This window comes from Nocardia sp. CA-128927 (genome assembly GCF_050955855.1).
In the GTDB taxonomy this organism is placed as follows: Bacteria; Actinomycetota; Actinomycetes; order Mycobacteriales; family Mycobacteriaceae; genus Nocardia.
Genome location: NZ_CP192087.1, coordinates 7,533,028 through 7,549,156 on the forward strand (window position 1 = coordinate 7,533,028; position 16,129 = coordinate 7,549,156).

Annotated in this window: 11 protein-coding genes; 5 read left to right on the top strand and 6 right to left on the bottom strand. The window is 68.0% G+C overall.

Annotated elements, in window-relative coordinates; translation table 11 throughout:
• Positions 1-41: 41 nt before the first annotated feature.
• Together ACQPW1_RS34685 and ACQPW1_RS34690 are read right to left on the bottom strand one after the other, a co-directional pair.
• The gene (locus ACQPW1_RS34685; protein ID WP_433656367.1) at positions 42-407 is read right to left on the bottom strand and encodes a hypothetical protein; all 366 of its coding nucleotides are present in this window, start codon (positions 405-407) and stop codon (positions 42-44) included.
• A 110-nt stretch (positions 408-517) separates the two neighbouring features.
• The gene (locus tag ACQPW1_RS34690; protein ID WP_433654210.1) at positions 518-1,741 is read right to left on the bottom strand and encodes an IS110 family transposase; all 1,224 of its coding nucleotides are present in this window, start codon (positions 1,739-1,741) and stop codon (positions 518-520) included.
• A gap of 723 nt (positions 1,742-2,464) precedes the next feature.
• Between ACQPW1_RS34690 and ACQPW1_RS34695 the strand changes: the two genes are divergently transcribed.
• Both ACQPW1_RS34695 and ACQPW1_RS34700 read left to right on the top strand, forming a co-directional pair.
• Entirely contained in the window at positions 2,465-3,985 is a 1,521-nt protein-coding gene (locus ACQPW1_RS34695; RefSeq protein WP_433656369.1) for a DUF7059 domain-containing protein, read from the top strand.
• A gap of 194 nt (positions 3,986-4,179) precedes the next feature.
• On the top strand, positions 4,180-5,148 hold the full coding sequence (locus ACQPW1_RS34700) for a sigma-70 family RNA polymerase sigma factor (protein ID WP_357378948.1): 969 nt from the start codon (positions 4,180-4,182) through the stop codon (positions 5,146-5,148).
• Positions 5,149-6,212: 1,064 nt separating this feature from the next.
• Here ACQPW1_RS34700 and ACQPW1_RS34705 read toward each other — a convergent pair.
• Both ACQPW1_RS34705 and ACQPW1_RS34710 read right to left on the bottom strand, forming a co-directional pair.
• A complete protein-coding gene (locus ACQPW1_RS34705) occupies positions 6,213-8,885 on the bottom strand; it encodes a GNAT family N-acetyltransferase (protein ID WP_433656371.1) in 2,673 nt (890 codons plus the stop codon).
• Positions 8,878-10,146: an acetoin utilization protein AcuC gene (locus tag ACQPW1_RS34710; protein ID WP_433656373.1), complete on the bottom strand. Its 1,269-nt coding sequence runs from the start codon at positions 10,144-10,146 to the stop codon at positions 8,878-8,880. The genes ACQPW1_RS34705 and ACQPW1_RS34710 overlap by 8 nt, the downstream gene beginning before the upstream one ends.
• Positions 10,147-10,344: 198 nt before the next feature.
• Here ACQPW1_RS34710 and ACQPW1_RS34715 point away from each other — a divergent pair, with 198 nt between their 5' ends.
• Together ACQPW1_RS34715 and galE are read left to right on the top strand one after the other, a co-directional pair.
• Positions 10,345-11,031, top strand: a complete 687-nt coding sequence (locus tag ACQPW1_RS34715; protein WP_433656375.1) for an iron dependent repressor, metal binding and dimerization domain protein — start codon at positions 10,345-10,347, stop codon at positions 11,029-11,031.
• Between the two features lie 3 nt (positions 11,032-11,034).
• Entirely contained in the window at positions 11,035-12,015 is a 981-nt protein-coding gene (gene galE / locus ACQPW1_RS34720) for a UDP-glucose 4-epimerase GalE (RefSeq protein WP_433656376.1), read from the top strand.
• Between the two features lie 374 nt (positions 12,016-12,389).
• Here the strand turns inward: galE and ACQPW1_RS34725 are convergent, their stop codons facing one another.
• Both ACQPW1_RS34725 and ACQPW1_RS34730 read right to left on the bottom strand, forming a co-directional pair.
• Positions 12,390-13,877, bottom strand: a complete 1,488-nt coding sequence (locus ACQPW1_RS34725) for a DUF4192 domain-containing protein (protein WP_433656377.1) — start codon at positions 13,875-13,877, stop codon at positions 12,390-12,392.
• A 344-nt stretch (positions 13,878-14,221) separates the two neighbouring features.
• A complete protein-coding gene (locus ACQPW1_RS34730) occupies positions 14,222-14,884 on the bottom strand; it encodes a sensor domain-containing protein (protein WP_433665415.1) in 663 nt (220 codons plus the stop codon).
• A gap of 287 nt (positions 14,885-15,171) precedes the next feature.
• Here ACQPW1_RS34730 and ACQPW1_RS34735 point away from each other — a divergent pair, with 287 nt between their 5' ends.
• A complete protein-coding gene (locus ACQPW1_RS34735) occupies positions 15,172-16,125 on the top strand; it encodes a PAC2 family protein (protein WP_433656379.1) in 954 nt (317 codons plus the stop codon).
• Positions 16,126-16,129: the final 4 nt, after the last annotated feature.

A 16,129-nucleotide genomic window follows, 5' to 3' on the forward strand; every position in this document is an offset into this window, starting at 1 on the left:
TCATCATTCGCACAGCACCACGATCCTCCGCCTGACCTACCTCATGCGGCCTCCCGTGTTCGTGGCACACCTTTTCCCAGAATCTCCTGAGCTGCTTCAGATTTCGCGACCTTTGCACGCAGCCGCTCGTTCTCCCGCCGCAGCCGCGCCATCTCGGCCCGATCACGATTGTTCATCTTGTTCTTCGACCTCTCCGAGGACGCCACCATCGCCGCGGTGAACTCACCGCGCCCATCAGCACGCAACCACTCCCGAACTGTCGCACGGGTCAGGTTGTGCTCACGCATCAGCTGCGTCTTCTCACCCCGCTCGATCGCCGCATGGTACTGACGCACGAACTCGACTCGAAACGCCAACGGAAACGTCCGCCCGCCCGACACCGTCCGCCCGATAGGCACATCGATCATCTCTCACTCCGATCCCCACACCCACCACCACGAGGTGTCTCACGATCATCCTGGCAGCGGGCGTACACGGGGTGTGCGGCTCAGACAAAGACATCCCAGGAGCTTGAATGTCAAGCAGCGGACTGCTGAGCTGGGTCGGGCCAGGCTGTGGTCTCGTTGTAGAGGGTTCCGGTTTTGAGGCAGCCGTGCAGGATCCCGACGAGTCGGTTGGCGAGCTGGCGTAGCGCGGCGTAGTGACCGACACCGCGGGCTCGCTGACGGTCGTAGTAGTCGCGGGCGCCCCGGGACCACATCAGCGCGGATTGCGCCTGGGTGGTGAGGGCGTCGATGAGCCGGTCGTTGTGTACGAACCGGGCCAGGGCGACCTTCTTCTTGCCCGACGCGCGGGTGATCGGGGAGGTGCCCGCGTAGTTCTTGCGGGCTTTGGCGCTGCGGTAGCGGTCGGGGTCGTCACCGAACTCTGCGAGCACCCGGGCACCGAGGACCTGTCCCAAACCGGGCTGGGACGCGATGATCTCAGCGGCCGGGTGCTGCCCAAAATGCGCCTCGACCTGCCCCTGCAACGTCTTGATCTGGGTGTTGAGGACAGTCAGGACCGCCAGCAGCGCCTGGACCGAGGCTGCGTAGGCCTGCGCCACGACCTCGGGCTGGCCGAGCTGCTCGCTGCGCAGTGCGGCCGCAATAGCGGTGGCTTTGTCGGCGACGTTGCGGCGGCGCGCCCGCTTCAACGCGGCACTGATCTGGGGGATCGTGAGCCGGGCCGCCGCAGCTGGGGTGGGTGCTTTGGCGAGCAGTTCCAGGGTGTCGGCGGCGTCGAGGTCGTCGAACGCGGCCAGCGCGGCGGGGAAGTAGTCACGCAGAGCGTGACGCAACCGCTGGGTGTGGCGAGTTCGGTCCCAGATCATCGTCTTGTGAGCACGGGCCACCACCTTCACGGCCTCGGCTCGCGCGGAATCCCCAGCGACAGGTCGCAATTCGTGGGAATGGGTGCGGACCATATCCGCCAGCACGTGAGCGTCACCAGCGTCGCTTTTGGCACCCGAGACTCCCAGCCGGTCCCGAAACCTGGCCGCCTGCAATGGATTCACCGCCAGTACCGTGTATCCGGCGGCGACCAGCGCCCCGACCCAGGGACCGCGGTCGGTCTCGATCCCGACCAGGACCTCGACCTCGTCGGCGTCGTCGACCAGGCCGCCGAGGATCGCGTGCAGTCTCGCCATTCCGGCGACGCCCTCGGGCACGCGCGTTTTGGCCAGGCGGCGCCCGGCGGTGTCCATCACCTCCACGTCGTGGTGGTCTTCAGCCCAGTCATCTCCTACGAACAGTCGCAACAATCCTCCAATTGCTAATGCCGATCACCGTCGAGCAGCCAGCAGGAGAACCATCAGCGACCTAATCAAGCAGTGCTCACGCCCATTCGGGCGGGCACGACATCCCAGCAGCGATCAACTCTCCCGGCCTACCGGCAGGGGCACGGTCTTTCTCCAGGACTCGAAGTCCAGGGTGCGAAAGTGCTCACCTACCGGCCGGCTACTACCAGGAGTGTGCCGGATAGCTCACTCCCAGAACTGATAAGGGTGTGCAGGTCCGGCGTGATCAGCTGGCACGGCCGCGGCCAGGCCTCTTCGCACACCTGCTTCTCCCTCCACATACCTCGTGGCGTGCCGAGGAGTGTGCGAAGTCAGAAGCAGGTGTGCGAAGACGGCCTATCTGTCGCTTGGGTCATATGGCCGCTGCAGGAGATCTGTTTGCGGGCAGTCAGCTCGCCTCGGTATCCCAAGAGCACCACCCGCCGTGACTGCTGAGCCTGCGGTGGCAAAGAACCAATGTGCCTACGAACCGATCGACGACGCGGATCTCTGCTCACCGCGCTGTGCCCGGATCTACTGACCCTCGCTCGTATTGCCCAAGATCCGCACACTCTCTCGGGATCCGCACCCGTCGCTTGGGTCATATGGCCGCTGCCGAAGATCCGTTTTGGGGACATTCAGCTCACCTCGTTATCTCGACAGCACCACCTGCCCAGGCGGTTGGGCCTGCGGTGGCAAAGTACCGATGTGCCTACGAACCGATCGACGACCACCGGATCTCTGCTCACCGCGCTGTGCCCGGATCTGCGGACGGCGCTGACTCGGGTCGGCTACGACGCCGACACGCTGCTGGAGGTACTCGGGGAAGACGTGCACGCGGCGTTGGGGCGATCGGAGCCGGTGCCGGTGCGGCGGGCCGCGCGCGATGCGGGGGAACTGGGCACGCTGATTCGGTTGCTGCTGCTCGGGGACGCATTGCCCGAGCGGGATGTGGCGGCCGCGCTCGTGCCGGTCGATATCGATCGCGCGGTGGCGGCTGGCCTGCTCGACCGTGACGGCGATGCAGTCCGTGCGACGCTCGACCTCCGTCCCTTGGACGCAGGAGCGGGCACCCGCTGGATCCTGTCCGATCTCGACGATTCGATGCGCCGACGCACGCTCACCGAAGAGCACGTGCTCGGCGTCGGCCACGCCTCCCTTTCGCTGCTGCGCGCCACCCCGACTCGCAAGGTCGGCTCCGTGCTCGACCTCGGCACCGGCTGCGGCGTACAGGCCGTGCATGCCGCCTCGTACGCCGATCGCGTCACCGCGACCGACGTCAACGCCCGCGCGTTGTGGCTCGCCGAAGCGACCGCCGCGCTCAACGGAATGGATATCGAACTCGTCGAGGGCTCCTGGTTCAAGCCGGTCGTGGGCCGCCGCTTCGATCAGGTGGTGGCCAATCCGCCGTTCGTGGTCGGCCCGGCCAGGATCGAACACACCTACCGCGATTCCGGGCTCGCCCTCGACGGCGCCAGCGAACTGGTCATCGGCCAGGCCTCGGATCTGCTCGCCCCCGGCGGCACCGCCGCGATGCTCGCGGCCTGGGTGCACGTCGACGGCGAGGATTGGCGACATCGGGTGTCGTCCTGGCTGCCCGCGCACGGCGTCGATGCCTGGGTGGTGCAGCGTGATGTCGCCGACCCTGCCCTCTACGTCGGCACCTGGTTGCGTGACGCCGGCCTCGACCCGCGCGACCCGGACGCGCAAGTGCGCGCCGAACAGTGGCTCGACGCGTTCAGCGCGGCCGACGTCGAGGGCATCGGCTTCGGCTTCGTTTATCTGCGCGCCATCGACGGCCCGACCGAACTGCTCGCCGAGGACCTCACCCACGGTTTCGACGATCCGCTCGGCGACGAGGCCACCCGTTACTTCGAGCGTTCGGCCTGGCTGCGCGCCGTCGCAGGCAACGAAAGACTCGCCTGGACTTCACGTTTCGTGGTGGACCCGGCGACCGCGCTGGAACGCGTCGCGCTGCCCGGCCCCGACGGCTGGGCAGAGCAGGTAGCACGCGTGCACCGCGGCGACGGACCCCGCTGGCAGCACGAGGTGGACGAGACAACCATCTCGCTGCTCGCGGGAATGCGGGCCGACGGCCTCCCGTTATACGAGTTGATCGAACTGCTGGCGGTTGCCCAAGGATCTGACGAGGTGACCACGGAGTTTGCGGCCGACGCGTTGTCCGTGGTGGCCGGATTGGTCCGCCACGGACTGGTGCGACCCGTGTAATTCCGGCAATCGCGGGTAGGTCGGTGCAGGCACCGGACAACAGGCGCGTTCCACGGCTGAGACCTTCTCAGGAACTTCTCAGACGAGAGTGATGAAAACCGCACGTCAGAGCGGTTTATCTGAGCCGAGACGGGGAACTTTCTCTCTGTCGGGTCCGTTGTTCGGAGTGAGACACCACCGACAGGAGGCAAGTCATGACAAGCCCCGCCACCACTCGTGTGCGCATCAGCGATCAGGACCTCGACGCCCAGAGCCCCGCAGCCGATTTGGTACGCGTGTACCTGAACGGAATCGGCCGTACCGCGCTGCTCACGGCCGCCGACGAGGTCGAGCTGGCCAAGCGTATCGAGGCGGGCCTCTACGCCCAGAACCTGTTGGAGACCGGCAAACGCTTGTCGGCCACCCGCAAGCGCGATCTGGCGCAAATCGTTCGCGAGGGTCAAGCCGCGCGTTCGCACCTGCTGGAAGCCAACCTCCGCCTCGTCGTCTCGCTCGCCAAGCGCTACACCGGCCGCGGCATGCCGCTGCTGGACCTGATCCAGGAAGGCAACCTGGGTCTGATCCGCGCTATGGAGAAGTTCGACTACGCCAAGGGATTCAAGTTCTCCACGTACGCCACCTGGTGGATCCGTCAGGCCATCACCCGTGGCATGGCTGATCAGAGCCGCACCATCCGGCTGCCTGTCCACCTGGTCGAACAGGTGAACAAGCTGGCCAGGATCAAGCGTGAACTGCACCAGCAGCTCGGCCGCGAAGCCACCGACGCGGAACTGGCCAACGAGTCCGGCATCCCGGTCGAGAAGATCTCCGATCTGCTCGATCACAGCCGCGACCCGGTAAGCCTGGACATGCCGGTCGGCAACGACGAAGAGGCGCCGCTCGGCGACTTCATCGAAGACTCCGAGGCCACCTCGGCCGAGTCCGCGGTGATCGCCGGACTGCTGCACCACGACGTCCGCAGCGTCCTCGCCACCCTCGACGAGCGCGAACAGCAGGTCATCCGCCTGCGCTTCGGCCTCGACGACGGCCAGCCGCGCACCCTCGACCAGATCGGCAAGCTCTTCGGGCTCTCCCGCGAGCGCGTCCGCCAGATCGAGCGCGAGGTCATGGCAAAGCTCCGCAAGGGCGAGCGGGCCGACCGCCTCCGCGCCTACGCCAGCTGACCCTCAAACCCGTGCCGGATGATCCCGGCACAACCAACGACGCCGGACCCACTCCCCAGCACGGTCCGGCGTGCGACCTGGTGACCTTCGGGGTCACCTGCCAACGCCGGCCGGTGCCGCGCTCCCAACCCCTCCGGGACTCGCGAGCCGGTCGGCGTGAATCTTGCCGAGATCCGTTGACCCCAGCGGGTCACGCATACGCCTTAGACGGCCCTGACAGCTCCGTGAAGCGTCAACAACCTCGATGGTCGGCTCTCCCCGCCCCTGACGATGTCCTCGTCGAGATCGTCGACGAGGACTACCTGCCGCCGATAAGGCTAGGCAGTTCAGCGCAGCTCCGGTGCCGAGTTCCGATCCGGCGGGCTGTGGTGGTCTTCTCGAGCGCTTCGCACACTCGCTTGGTGTTCGCAGAAGCTGACGGAGTGTGAGCCAGCAAGCAGGCGTGCGAAGAAGGCCCTATCTGTCGCTTGGTAACCCACGAACTCGGCCGGGCGGCCGAAGCGGCTCAGTTCGGGCCGATTCGTCCACGGGCATAGCGGATTCCGCACTACCATCGCGTGGCCCGACAGATGGCGCCGAAGCCGAGACCTCACCCGAGTCGACGTGAGCCGACGTCGAAGCGGCTCGGTTCGGAGCCGATCCGTCCACCGGGCGTAGTCGGTTCCGCACCACCGTCACGTGGCCCGGCAGATAGCGCCGAAGCCGAGACCTCACCCGAGTCGACGTGAGCCGACGTCGAAGCGGCTCGGTTCGGGACCGATCCGTCCACGGGCGTAGTGGATTTCCGCACCACCCGCGTGGCCGGGCAGATGGTGTCGCAGCCGAGACCTCAGCCGAGTCGGAGGCGGCGTGGGCCGACGTCGAAGCGGCTCAGTGCGGGCCGATTCGTCCACGGGCGTAGTCGGTTCCGCACTATCGTCGCGTGGCTCGGCAGACGGTGCCGCAGCCGAGGCGGCGCGGACCGACGTCGAAGCGGCTCGGTTCGGGGCCGATCCGTCCACCGGGCGTAGTGGATTTCGCACTACCGTCGCGTGGCCCGGTAGACGGTGCCGCAGCCGAGACCCTCACCCGAGTCGGCGCGGACCGACATCGAAACGGCTCGGTTCGGGGCCGATTCGTCCGCGGGCGTAGAGGATTTCCGCTGAGTTGGTGGAGGCGAGTACTGGGTCGAAGGATAGTTCGCGCATTTCTGGTAGGTCGTCGAAGAGGGCTGAGATGCGTTGGGCCAGTTCGGCTAGGGCTGCTTTGTCCACGCGGGGGCTGGCGGGGGTGCCGGATAGGAGTGGGGCCGCGCGGGGGGCATCGATCAGGGCGGTTGCTTCGTCTGCGGTTAGTGGTAGGGCTCGGTAGGCGCGGTCGCCGAGGAGTTCGATGATCAGACCGGAGAGGCCGAATTCGATAACCGAGCCGAATGACGGGTCGTCTTGGACGCGTAGGACGCAGCCGACGCCCTTGGTTGCCATCTTCTGGACGTGCAGGACCGGGTCGCCACACAACTCGGCCAAGTCCGCGTAACCCTGGCGCACCGCCTCTGGACGCCAGAGGTCCAGGCGGACTCCGGTGAGATCCGGTCGGCGGCGCCACATTTCGCCGGTCGCCTTTGCCGCCACCGGGTAGCCGAGTTCCTCCGCCGCGGCGACCGCCTCGTCGGCATTGCGCACCTCACGGAACTCCACCACCGAGATGCCGTAGCAGCCGAGCAGTTCGACGGTTTCCAGATCGGTAAGCCTGCGCCCACCCGACTCTGCTATCCACTGTGCCACCAACCGCTTCGCGCGTTCGGTATCGATCCCGTTGGGGCGCAACACCTGCGACACCGGCCTGGTGCGCCATTCCGCGTAGCGACGAACCCGGGCCAGCGCCCGCGCGGCCCGTTCCGGATCGGGATACGAGGGAATCGACCCACGCACCGCCGAAGCACCCACGCCGCGCACCGACAGCAGATTCGGAATGCCTTGTTCGGCAACGAAAGTAGTGAGAATAGGCTTGTTCGCGTCGGGGACCTCTGCCGCGGCGGCGCGAATGGCGTCGGCAAAGCCCGCCATCGGCAGCGGCACCGGCGGCGCGAAAACTACGAGCACCGAGTCGATTTCGTCCGAACGCAGCGCCGCGACCGTGGCGTCGAGGTACGCACCGGGGGTCGCTTGCGGGCCCAGATTCACTGGGTCGCCGACGTCGAGTCCCTCACTCTGCGCCGCATCGATGGCCAGCCAGTTCAGTGCCGCGCTATTGCCCACCACCGCCAACCGGGAACCGCCGGGCAGCGGTTGATAGCCGAGCAGCGCGGCGCAGTCGAACAACTCCGAGATCGAGTCGACCTGCACAATTCCCGCCTGCGCGAACAGGTCTCGCACGATCGAGCGGTCCATATCGCCCGCAGGTTGAGCCGCATGGCGGCCGCTACTCACCGCGACGATCGGCTTGGTCCTGGCCACCCGGCGCGCGATCCTGGAGAACTTGCGCGGGTTACCGAAACTCTCCAGGTAGAGCAGGACGACGTCGGTGTCCGGGTCGGTATCCCAGTACTGGAGTAGGTCGTTGCCGGACACGTCGGCGCGGTCGCCCGCCGACACGAACGTCGACAGTCCGAGATTCCTGGCCGCGGCCTCCCCTAGGATCGCCGCACCCAACGGCCCGGACTGACAGAAGAACCCGATCCGCCCGCGACCGGGCAGCACCGACGCCAACGTCGCATTCAGTGCCACCGCCGGATCGGTGTTCGCGATGCCGAGCGCGCTCGGCCCGACCACCCGCATCCCGTGTCCTCGTGCGGCGGCGACCAATTCGCGTTCGGCCGTCCCGCCCGCGACGCCGGTCGTGTCGAATCCGGCGGTGAGCACGACAAGTCCCTTGACGCCCTTGGCCATGCAGTCGTCGAGCACTGAGCCGATCGCCTCCGGCGGCACCGCGACCACCGCGAGGTCGACCTCGTCCGGGATCTCGCGCACAGTCGCGTAGGCACGTACGCCGCGCACCGAGCGCCGATTAGGATTCACCGGGAACACCGGGCCCTGGAACACCCCGGACAGCAGGTTGTTCAGCACCGCGCCGCCCACCCGGCCCGCGCTCGGCGTCGCACCGATCACCGCCACCGAGCGCGGTGTGAGCAGATTGCCCACACTGCGTGCCTCGGAGGCGCGTTCCCGCGAATCCCGTACGGAGAGCAAGGCTTCGGACGGATCGATGGCGAATTCCAGGTGCAGCACCGACCCGTCCCGGCTGCGCTCGACCTGATAACCCGCATCCCGGAAAACCGTCACCATCGTGGTGTTCTCGGCGAGCACCTCGGCGACGAAGGTCTCGATCTTGTTCTCCGCGGCGGCACCGGCCAAGTGCTCCAACAGGATCGAGCCGAGCCCACGCCCCTGATGCCCGTCGGCCACCACGAACGCGACCTCCGCAGACCTCCGGCCGACCCGGTCGAGCCCCTCATAGCGACCCACCGCGATGATCGCCGTCCCGAGCACCAGTACCAGCCCGACCCGGTCGTGATAGTCGACGTGTGTGGTCCGATACAGGTCCTTCGGCGAAATCCGCGGGTACGGACCGAAATAGCGCAGATACCGGGTGCGGTCGGACAGCGCTGCGTGGAACTCCTGCAGCGCGTCCGCGTCGTCCGGCGTGATCGGCCGCAGCCGGACCACGCCGCCGTCGGAGGCGAGCACGTCGGCGAACCAGTGCTGCGGCGGCGGGGGCGGGACGGCCGGGGTGTCCGGAGTGTCTACGGGGTCAGTCACGAGGGTCCTCCGGGTCCAGGCCGAGCAATCCGAAAGTCGCTCGGCGGGTGGCCAGCACGGCTGTGTCGATGGCGCGTTGGGCGCGGTCGAGGCGCGCGTCCCCAGTCTCCCCCGTGCCGCCCGGCCCATCCCACGGGAGGTAGGCGATGTCGCCGCCGTCACCCATGGTGGTCGGCGGATCCACCCGGGGCGCTTCCGCGCGGACCCGATCGATCCAGTCCTGCGGGATCGCCGTCTCCGGTGCGATGGTGCGATCCAGCGCGGTGGCGAGCAGGTGCGTCCAGGCACGCGGTACCACCCGGACCAGCCCGTAACCGCCGCCCCCGACGGCGAGCCAGCGTCCCTCGGCGTACTCGTCGGCGAGGTCGCGCATCGCACGGAAGGCGGCACGCTGACCGTCCACCGTGAGCTCCAGATCAGCCAGCGGATCCTCGCGATGGGTATCCACCCCGCATTGACTGACCACGATCTGCGGACGGAACGCCGCCAACGCGCCAGGCACCACCGCGTGAAAACCACGCAGCCACTGCGTGTCTCGGGTGCCGGGCAGCAGGGGCAGATTGATCGCGGTGCCCTCGGCGGCGCCCACGCCGGTCTCCTCCGGCCAGCCGGTGTTCGGCCAGAGCGTCGCCGGATGCTGGTGCAGCGAGACGGTGAGCACCCGCGGGTCGGCGTAGAACGCCCGCTGCACGCCGTCACCGTGGTGCACGTCGACGTCGAGATAAGCGATCCGGTCGAAGCCGTTGTCCAACAGCCAGGAGATGGCCACGGCCGCATCGTTGTAGACACAGAACCCGGACGCCGAGTCCGCCATCGCGTGATGCATGCCACCACCGATGCTCACCGCCCGCTGGGTCCGGCCCGCCGCGATCTCCTTGGCCGCGGCCAAGGTCCCGCCGACGATCACCGAGGCCGCCTGATGCATGCCGGGGAACACCGGATTGTCCGGCGACCCCAGGCCATACGGCGGCGCCTGCGGCGATCCGGCCGGTGCCCTGGCATGCTCGACCGCTTCGATGTAGTCGGGGGTGTGGATGCGCAGCAGGTCGGCCCGATCGGCGGCGGCGGGCGCCAATAGCTCGACACCGTGGAGTAATCCGAGACTTTCGGCCAGCGCCATGGTGAACTTCAGGCGCGCCGGTTTCATCGGATGCTCCGGGGTCCAGGCGTAGTCGAGAAATCGGTCGGTCCAGACGACGGTTCCTCGGTTGCGCTGTACGCCGGGTGGCGCCGGGTGTTCGCTGCGCGGTGCAGTGGCCATGGTCGCAACGCTACGCGGGAAGGTACGGACCCCGTCGAACGTTGCTATGCAGTAGAAATACAGATAAGAGCGATCGCGGCGGCAAGCCGTGCGCCGACAGGAATCCCGCATTGCCGCGTGTTGCGCGGCGCGACACCGTCCGGCGCAGGGCCGTGTCGGTGTGCGTAGGTAGAATTCGTGCCGACGAAGGGGTAACAGGTGAAAGATCTGGTCGACACCACGGAGATGTATCTCCGTACCATCTACGACCTCGAGGAGGAGGGCGTGGTGCCCCTGCGCGCTCGCATCGCCGAGCGCCTCGAACAGAGTGGACCGACGGTGAGCCAAACCGTCGCGCGGATGGAGCGCGACGGCCTGCTGCTGGTCGCCGGAGACCGGCATCTCGAACTGACCGAGAAGGGCCGCGGCATGGCGGTCGCGGTGATGCGCAAGCACCGCCTCGCCGAGCGGCTGCTCGTCGACATCATCGGACTCGACTGGCAGAACGTGCACGCCGAGGCCTGCCGCTGGGAACACGTGATGAGCGAGGACGTCGAGCGGCGCCTGGTCGAGGTGCTCAACCACCCGACCACCTCCCCCTACGGCAACCCGATCCCCGGCCTGGACGAGCTGGGCATCGTGCCGTCGACCGCCGCCGAGGAAACCCTGGTCCGGCTCTCGGATCTGCCGCAGGGCCAGGTGCACGCCGTCGTCGTGCGCAGGCTGGCCGAGCACATCCAGACCGACCCGGAGGTCATCGGGCAGCTGCGGGAAGCGGGCGTGGTGCCCGACGCGCGCGTGACGGTCGAGAACAAGCCGGGCACGGTGGTCATCACCGTGCCGGGTCACGACGGTTTCGAGCTGTCCGACGAGATGGCCCACGCCGTCCAGGTAAAGCTGGTCTGACGCGTGAAGCTTCTGGTCACGGGTGGCGCCGGATACGTCGGCGGTGTGTGCGCGCAAGTGCTCATCGAAGAAGGTCATGAGGTCGTCGTCGTCGACGACCTGTCCACCGGCAACGCCGACGGCGTCCCGTCCGGCGCCCGCTTCGTCGAAGGCGACATCGCGCAGGCCGCGACCGCGCTGCTGGCCGCCGAAACCTTCGACGGCGTCCTGCATTTCGCCGCGCAATCGCTGGTCGGCGAGTCGGTGCAGCAGCCGGAGAAGTACTGGCACGGCAACGTGGTGAAGACCTTCGAGCTGCTCGAGGCGATGCGCAAAGCGGGCACACCACGACTGGTGTTCTCCTCCACCGCGGCCGTGTACGGCGAACCGGAACAGGTGCCGATCACCGAGGACGCGCCGACCCGGCCGACCAACCCGTACGGTGCCTCGAAACTCGCCATAGATCACGCCATCACCTCCTACTCGATCGCGCACGGGCTGGCGGCGACCAGCCTGCGCTACTTCAACGTCGCCGGCGCCTACGGTGGGCTCGGCGAAAACCGGGTGGTGGAAACACATCTCATCCCGCTGGTGCTGCAGGTCGCGCTCGGGCACCGCAAGGCGATCTCGGTGTTCGGCACTGACTGGCCCACCCCGGACGGCACCGCGGTCCGTGACTACATCCACATCCGCGACCTCGCCCAGGCCCACCTGCTGGCCCTGGCCACCTCCGAGGCAGGCACGCACCGCGTCTACAACCTCGGCAGTGGCACCGGATTCTCGGTCCGCGAAGTGATTTCGGCCTGCGAACGCGTCACCGGCCTCCCCATCGCCGCCCAGGACGCCCCCCGCCGCCCCGGCGACCCGGCCACCCTCATCGCCTCCAGTGCCCGCGCCATCGCCGACCTCGGCTGGCACCCAGAACACAACGACCTCGACGAAATAGTCTCCGACGCCTGGGATTTCCTCCAATCCCTAGGCCCCCGCGCCCACAGCGCCCCCTGAAATCCCTCCCGTAGTTCCCCGGGGCGGCACGGCTTTCCACAAGCCGCGCCGCCCCAACTACTTTCCGCAGGCCCGTTCGCACTAGCCTGGATTGGCCGACGAGCACAGCTGCGTCCACACCCCAAACCGCCTAGCCACCTCCCTCGGACTTCGGTTGGCACTGAACAGGATTGGCCGCCGTCCGGCGCAGCCTCGCCGGGTGCCTGGCTGGCGCGGCTGCCAGGCTCGCCTTGCCCGGCCAGCCCGGCCCGCAGGTGTGCGACACGGTCGTGCTGAACCTGCCACACGCTGAACCGCACTGCCTGATACGGACCGGCCTGCGGGCACAGTGACCGTGGGGAGCCGAGGGGTGTAACCCGGTCTCGGACTGGGCTTCACGGTGTGGGTGAGCCCAGGTCGATGCCGAGGTCGGCGGCGGTGTCGTAGCCGCTGCGGGCCAGGCGGCGCAGTTGGTCGGGGCGCATGCCGATCATCAAGGACGTTTCGAGCAGCGTTGCCAGGGGGTGGTCCGGGTCGGCGTCCAAGGCGGCTTCGAGGGCGATGCCTGCGAGTGGGCCGTCGCCGCGGACGTAGGCGCTGTAGCCGAGCAGAGCCGCGGCCTCGGCGCGGTCGCGGCCGGTCAGGGCTCGGGTCAGCGCGGCCCACAGTCCTTCGGCGGCTACGGCGTGGTCGCCGACGGCGAGGGCGAACATGGCGTCGCGGACGGCTCGGTCCCGCAGGGCGGCAGCGAGTTCCGCGAGTTCGGGGACCATGAGCTGCACACCGGATTCGGTGTTCGCGATCTGCCACAGCACGTAGTCGAGGGCCTGCCTGCTGTAGTCGCTCGGATCACCGCGCCGCACCGCACGTGCGTAACGATCACGGGCGACCGACAGCGCACTGTCCAGTACCGCCGCCACCTGATCCCGCACCTCGACGTCCTCCGCCACCAGCTCTGTCAGCTCCGAACGCGAACCGCGAATCTGCCGACCGTCGAGCACATGCGACAGCGCCACCACCGAGGTAGCCGGATCCGGCAGCGCCCCACGACGATCCGGGCCCACCAAACTCCACCAGCTCTGCTCGGGCTCGATCGAACGCACCGCCCACGCCCCGGCCAGCGTGATGTCCTGCGCCGCGAGCCGCCGGTCCAAAGCGTCGATCAACGCCTCGAATCTCCCGGTGCCGCACCGTTCCCCGATCTCCGAGCGCCGCCGCGCAGGTTCCACGGCCCGATCATCGACGACGACCACGAGCACCTCGGCCACGTCGTCGTGCGCACAGATCTGCAGCACACACTGCGCCACCATCCCGGCCCGCAGTTTGCGCCGCCCACCGTCCTGCTCCATATCGAACCGGACCACCGCATCGATGATCGCCCCGTCACTGCGCCCCGGCGAGGACCGCAGCACCAGCACAACCAGCGACCGCTCCGGCGGAAACCCGATCATCGCGGGCACCGCCGCGATGATCTCCCCCGGTTCATCCACGCACACAGCACAATCCGGTGCATCCGCATCGAACGGCGGCGCCTGATCCGCACACACAAGAGTGCGCACGTGATCGGCAACACTGAACGCGCCCCGCTCCTCCGCATCGTCGAAATCCGTGCTCACCGATTCGTCGATTCGCTCTGAGCCGTCGCTGAACTCAGCTGCGTCGCACTCGTCGATATCCGCGATCTGTCCCGCGCCGTACCGCCACGCGGAGTAACCCAGCTGTTCGCTATCACCGGACCGCCCGACGCTGTCCGGCAGCGTTGTATCGCCCAGCCGCGCCGTTTCATCGAGCTGCGTCACGTCGTCCGACCGCCCAATGTCGTCGGACGACGCCTCGCCTTCCACCCGAGCCGCATCACCATGCGACCCCACACCATCGGTCAACGGGCGATCCCCCCGCCGAAGGAACTCACACGATCGCATAGCGGCGGCAAGGCTCACCGGAGCGCGGGACGTGCTCTTGCCCCTGAGCAGCGACGGTCGAGCACAGAAGAGTCCGTCCTGAGAATCGGACGCGGAATCGGCCTGTGCCTCAGCACGACCGGAGGGATTGGGGTTCGCGGGAGTGGTCATGGCGACGAGACTGCCCGCCGACCCCACCGAGCACTCCACGCTGACCAGGCAATTCAGCCGCCCTGGGGAATTCTCCGCCCCTGTGGACAAACCGGCCGCATCGACCCGTCACCACGACCCGGTTGTCAGCACAACCTGCTACCGTGCCGCCCCCACTACCCCTTCTGGACCCGCTGCACCGCCGCAGTGAACAACTCGTCCACCGCCGCCATATCCGGCTTGCCATCGGAAAAAGACATATACGTCACAGTGATTCGCACATCCCCGACCTGTCCCGCCAACGTCCGCATCCTCTGCGTCAACCCCGCCCCGCCGACATCCGGCGTCACAGTCCGCCGCCACGCCAACGTATCGTCCGCATCGATCGGCGGCGCCGGATCGAGCTCAGTCGTCACGGTCGTCATCGCGGCACCCCGACTGACCCGCACCGACCCACACTGCTTCAGCTGACTACGCAACACCGCGAGCGCCTGATCGGTCCGCGTCAATTCCAGGGTGATGGTCGCCCGACTCGCATCATCGGTACCCACCGCGATCGCCGTCTTGTCCACCCCGAACTGCTGCGGCGGCGGCACACAACTCTCCGGCTGCACCCGCGTACCCCGCCCCACCCCGGTCAAATCCCCCGCCGCCTGCGACGCCGCCTCGGGCGGCAACACCACCGCCGGATACCTGGCCGGAAACTGCGCGGGTTCCACCAGCAACGCCGACAACGCGCCGCCGACATGCCGCGTCACCACCGTCTGCTCCCCCGCGACCGGATGCCCGACCACGGTCGACCCGCACCCGGCGAGCAGCACCACACACGCCGCGGACATGGCGAAGCCCACCCCTTTGCGCGCCGAATCCGCCACAGTCACCCACCCCACTGTGCCAAACTCCCCGTGCCCGCCCACGATGCCACGCCGCCGCACCGGGAATGCGCGGGCCGCCGACGCTGTTGGCTCGTCGTATGGGTCGGTGTCCGGCCGAGCGCGGTGGCTGTCACCCACATGGGGGACAATGGACATGGTCCCCGTCTCGGACGCTGCTCGTCTCGAAGGACTTCGGTGTCGAAGACCGAGCATCAACCGGGCCGGCGGAACCGCGCAGGAAGGAGCACGCGATGGACCACGAGTCGCGAATGTACGAACTGGAGTTTCCCGCTCCACAGCTGTCGTCCGACGACGGCGCGGGTCCGGTCCTGGTGCACGGATTGGAAGGCTTCACCGATGCCGGGCATGCGGTGAAGCTGGCCACGACGCACCTGCGCGAGAGCCTGGAAAGCGAACTGGTCGCCTCGTTCGACGTGGACGAGCTGCTCGACTACCGCTCGCGCCGCCCGCTGATGACGTTCAAGACCGATCACTTCTCCGAGTACGCCGAGCCCGAGCTCAACCTCTGGGCGTTGCGCGACACGGCGGGCACCCCGTTCCTGCTGCTCGCGGGCATCGAACCGGACCTGCGCTGGGAGAAGTTCACCACCGCGGTGCGTCTGCTCGCCGAACAGCTCGGCGTGCGCCGCAGCATCGGCCTCAGCGCCATCCCGATGGCGATCCCGCACACCCGCCCGCTGGGCGTGACCGCGCATTCCTCCGATCGCGACCTGATCTCCGAGCATCAGCGCTGGCCCGGCGAGCTCCAGGTGCCCGGCAGCGCGTCGTCGCTGCTGGAATACCGGATGGCGCAACACGGTCAGGAGTCGGTGGGCTTCTCGGTGCACGTGCCGCACTACCTGGCACAGACCGCGTACCCCGAGGCCGCGCAGACCCTGCTGGAGAACGTCGCCGACAACGCGGGCCTGGAAATCCCACTCGCCGCGCTCGGCGAGGCGGCGGCCAGGGTCCGCGAACAGGTCAACGAGCACATCGCCGGAAACTCCGAGGTCGAGACGGTCGTGCACGCGCTGGAACGCCAGTACGACAGCTTCGTCAGCGCCCAGGAGGGCCAGTCGAGCCTGCTCGTCGGTGACGGCGAACTCCCCAGCGGCGACGAACTCGGCGCCGAGTTCGAACGCTTCCTTGCCGAGCAGGGCGGCTACGAGGGTGAGGCCGGTCCCGAGCCGGGCGAGCAGCGGTAACAAC